Origin of the sequence: Micrococcus lacusdianchii (assembly GCF_023155805.1) — a bacterium.
Classification (GTDB): Bacteria; Actinomycetota; Actinomycetes; order Actinomycetales; family Micrococcaceae; genus Micrococcus; species Micrococcus lacusdianchii.
This window is the reverse complement of sequence record NZ_JAKNUW010000041.1, coordinates 1-3,964: the sequence shown is the minus strand read 5'-3', so window position 1 is coordinate 3,964 and position 3,964 is coordinate 1. Positions and strand designations below refer to the sequence as shown.

Here is a 3,964-nt window from a genome sequence, read left to right as displayed (position 1 = left end):
CAGTCGCGTACACGCTGAACAGCAGGCCCAGGAAGGTCCTGGACTGGAAGACTCCCGCGGAGGTCTTCGCCGAGCAGCTACGCTCGCTCTCAACGCACGGTGTTGCAACGACCGGTTGAACCCGCCCAGTACGTCTCTCTGGCGTACTCGGACGCGCTCATCACCGCCGGGGTGAGCGCTTCGGTGGGCACCGTGGGCGACTCGTACGACAACGCCCTCGCCGAGACCGTGAACGGGCTCTACAAGGCCGAACTCATCCACTCCAAGCGGATCTGGGAGTCCGTGCAGGCGGTCGAGCTGGCCACCATGGGGTGGGTGCACTGGTGGAACACCACCCGCCTCCATGAGGCCCTGGACTACCGCACGCCCACCGAGGTCGAGGCGGCCTACACTCACCACCAGGACTCAGCGCCCGTTGCGTCCTGACCTCGGAACAAAACCCAGGGCGCTTCAGACTGACTTCGCCGGCGACTTGGTGCCTTGGCCGAGAGGATAGGCAGCGGTCTGCAAAACCGTTTACACGGGTTCGAATCCCGTAGGCACCTCCACTTCCCGCTGAGCCCAATAGGACACACGTCGCTGGAGGCGAGTGATGGAGAGCCAGCACATCTTCAACGGTGACATGACACGCGCCGCGCGCATCCTCGTGAAAGTGAGCGCCCAGTATGTCGCCCGTGAAGCCAACGTGACCAAGGAAGAGTTGCGCGACTTCGAGAAGGGGCGACACGACTTGTCGTAGAAGAAGCAGGGGCGTGTGCGGGTCGCGCTCGAAGAATTGGGGGCAGAATTTCTGCCTGACGGACCCAATGGCGGCTACGGCATCCGTCTGAAGTTCGGCCGTTCCAGGATCTACTCACTTGAACGTTGCGAGGGCGAGGGCGGGCCGCGGCTCACAACAGAGTCTGATCGTCGGACCCAGGCCCATGTGCCCTTCTCGGAACCGGATTCAAACCTACCTTTTCACCTGGAAGATCGCACCACGGCCTCACTGCGCATCCTGGTGCCGTTGCGCCTGGGCCGGCTTTGGCCGTCACATCTTGCCTCTGTTCCCGGAATGGAAGCGTGGGCACGCTGAGCTCATCGAATACAGTCGCCCGACGGACCCGATCTGGGCCCTGCGCGACGGGGGCGATCGATGCCGCACTCATCCGCTCTTCTTCACCCAAACGTGCCATTGGTCCGGGTTTGGAGCGGTTACCGCTGTTCACCGAACGCCTGGTTGCATCGGTGACGAGTACCGACTCGCGTGCCCGGCAGGAGTCGGTGACCCTAGCCGATCTCGCTGACGGGCCGGTGGCGGTCTGCGCGACCGCTCCGACGGCCACCGGGGAGCTGTGGAGTACGACTGCTCGCATGCCGCGCACGATCTCGGTGGCGAACACGGACGAGTGGTTAACCCGCATCGCTGTCGGCGACGCCATCGGCATCACTGCAGAGGCGACAACGCACAACCACCGCGCGCCGGAGGTGGTCTATCTGCCCATCGAGGATGCCCCACGGGTGACCGTGGCGCTGACCTGGCCAGGGCAGAGGAGGAGCCACCCGCAGGTAGGGGTCTTCGCCACCTGCGCACAGGACTACTTCACCCGACTCATCGACATCGGCTCCCCACCCCGGCTGCTCTCCACCGGGGCCGATGGTCAGCTGACGTAGCTCCCCACTGCAGCTATGCGACCGACCATCCCCCAGGTAGCCCATCCTCGGGTGCGACGGGACCCCTGAGCTTCATTCCGTGTCGGAGCGACAGATCACACTCGACAATATCGCTCTAGCGCGATATGATCGCCCTATGACGATGATTCAAGAGGAGGGGGCAACCCTCGACGAAGTGGCGACAGTAGCGTACGCCCACCTGTTCCAGGCATTTGCGGAGCCGACGAGGTTAGCGATCGTGCAGCACCTCGCCTCGGGGGAGCACCGGGTCCGGGACCTGGTCGAGCACATGGGCCTGGCCCAGTCCACGGTGAGCAAGCATGTCGGCTTCCTCGTCGAGTGCGGACTGGCGACGATGCGCCCGGAAGGGCGCTCCACCTGGTACTCGCTGGCACAGTCCGAGCTCTTGCGTACCCTCATCGCCGCTGCCGAACGCCTCCTCGATGCCACCGGCACGCAGGCCCTGCTCTGCACGCACCTGCGACTCCCACATACCCACCACGCGACAGATACGGAGAAGAAGTAGACATGGGCGCAGGACACAATCACGGCCCCGCCGCCAGCGAGACCGGTCACCCCGGAGATTTCCGCAAGAAACTCTGGATCGCATTCTCGATCACCGCGACGATCGTCGTCGCCCAGGCCATCGGTTCGGTCATCACCGGCAGCCTCGCACTGCTGACCGACACCGCCCATGCCATTACCGATGCCTCCGGGCTGCTGGTCGCACTGATCGCCGCGACGCTGATGCTCAAGCCCGCCAACTCCAAGCGCACCTGGGGGTTCCGGCGTATCGAAGTGATCGCAGCCCTCGGACAGTCGGCACTGCTGCTGGTGGTGGGCACGTACGCCGCCATCGAAGGCATCCGGCGACTGTTCGAGCCGCCGGAGGTGCCCGCAAGCGAACTGCTGATATTCGGCATCATCGGCCTGGTCGCGAACATCATCGCCATCGCCATCCTCGCCTCCAGCCGCGGTTCGAACTTCAACATGCGTGCCGCGTTCCTCGAAGTTCTCAATGATGCCCTTGGGTCGCTCGGAGTGATCATCGCGGCGATCGTCATCGCCACGACCGGGTTCATGCAGGCCGATGCCATCGCCGGACTGCTTATCGCCGCATTGATCGTGCCTCGCGCGTTCAAGCTCATGCGCGAGACCACTGGCGTCCTTATGGAGTTCACTCCCAAGGGCCTCGACCTCGACAAGGTGCGTTCGCACATCCTCGAGCTTGACCATGTCAAAGATGTCCATGACCTGCACGCCTCCACTGTGGCGACCGGCCTGCCGATCCTGACCGCCCACGTCGTCGTCGAGGACGAGTGTTTCACCGACGGTCATGCCGCGCAGACGCTCCGCGAGATCAAAGATTGCGTCGCAGGACACTTCGAGGTCTCCATCCATCACTCGACCTTCCAGGTCGAGACCGAGCACATTGCCGAACATGAACCGGAAATCAGCAAGCACGACTGAACGCAGTGCCCCCTCCCGGGCTCGTTCCGGGCGGGGGCGCTTCCGCGTCACGCAGGTAGGCACTACCCCTATGGGGTAGTGTGGCCAATTGGCACCACGGGCAGACACGGTAAGGAATCCCATGAAAAACTTCAGGCCATTCCCGAAGTACGGCGGAACGAAAACCGCTGCAATCACCGTCGTGGTCGGTGCTTTCCTGCTCACCGGATGCACGGCCGCCAACGACTCATCCTCAGCATCCCGGCACTAACGATCAGCTGTCACCAGTTCCTGCTTCACGCCCGCCAGCTGTTTCTCAACTGCTGACCTTTGCCTCGCAGCACGCTTCAGCACAGATTCGCAAGGCTGCACGCGAGAGCATCCCCGACTGATAGCCCGCCGTCGACCACGAGAGGTGACTCCTCTGCACCCGGTGCCTGAGGCGGAAGTCGAGCGGCAGGTGGCACGGCCTCAGAATCGCCTTCCCGGCATGAGCGCACTGTCAGGCGCGCGCCTGGGACATGTCCGCGACGCAGCGGTCAGGGTGGTCGGCTAGGGCGTGTCTGAGAATAGATGCACGAGTCAGCTGAGACCCTGGGGACGTGTCCCGGTTCCAGATGCTCTCTGACGCCCAATGGGAGTTGATCGCCCCGATGCTCCCGACCCGGACCGGCCGCGCCGGCAGGCCGTTCGCCGACGCCCGCACCATGGTGGAGGCGATCATCTACCGGTACCGGTGCGGAATCGCTTGGAGGGATCTGCCCGAGGTCTACGGGCCCTGGCAGACCGTGTGGACCTGGCATCGGCGCTTGGCCGAAAAAGGCACCTGGGACACGGTGCTGGCCACGCTGACCGCCGCCGC

General features: G+C 64.1%; 5 protein-coding genes, 1 tRNA gene and 1 pseudogene. All 7 read left to right on the top strand.

The genetic code is table 11. From position 1 onward, the window contains the following. Nucleotides 1–123: 123 nt before the first annotated feature. Nucleotides 124–426: pseudogene (locus MA879_RS12185) on the top strand (integrase core domain-containing protein); the annotation flags it as partial. A 48-nt stretch (nt 427–474) separates the two neighbouring features. Further along, nucleotides 475–548, top strand: a tRNA-Cys gene (locus MA879_RS12180). 44 nt (nt 549–592) lie between these two features. Beyond that, on the top strand, nt 593–739 hold the full coding sequence (locus tag MA879_RS12175; protein ID WP_248126863.1) for a hypothetical protein: 147 nt from the start codon (nt 593–595) through the stop codon (nt 737–739). Between the two features lie 323 nt (nt 740–1,062). After that, the gene (locus MA879_RS12170) at nt 1,063–1,653 is read left to right on the top strand and encodes a LysR substrate-binding domain-containing protein (protein ID WP_197464198.1); all 591 of its coding nucleotides are present in this window, start codon (nt 1,063–1,065) and stop codon (nt 1,651–1,653) included. 175 nt (nt 1,654–1,828) lie between these two features. Continuing rightward, entirely contained in the window at nt 1,829–2,179 is a 351-nt protein-coding gene (locus tag MA879_RS12165; RefSeq protein ID WP_248126860.1) for an ArsR/SmtB family transcription factor, read from the top strand. A gap of 2 nt (nt 2,180–2,181) precedes the next feature. Next, nucleotides 2,182–3,123, top strand: a complete 942-nt coding sequence (locus MA879_RS12160; protein WP_248126857.1) for a cation diffusion facilitator family transporter — start codon at nt 2,182–2,184, stop codon at nt 3,121–3,123. A 581-nt stretch (nt 3,124–3,704) separates the two neighbouring features. Then, nucleotides 3,705–3,964 (top strand): transposase (locus MA879_RS12155; RefSeq protein WP_248126854.1); only part of this gene is annotated, 260 nt, incomplete at its 3' end.

Bases quoted from the DNA above. Each gene is read 5' to 3' on its own strand.
- MA879_RS12175 (WP_248126863.1), top strand. From the start codon at position 593: ATGGAGAGCCAGCACATCTTCAACGGTGACATGACACGCGCCGCGCGC.
- MA879_RS12160 (WP_248126857.1), top strand. From the start codon at position 2,182: ATGGGCGCAGGACACAATCACGGCCCCGCCGCCAGCGAGACCGGTCAC.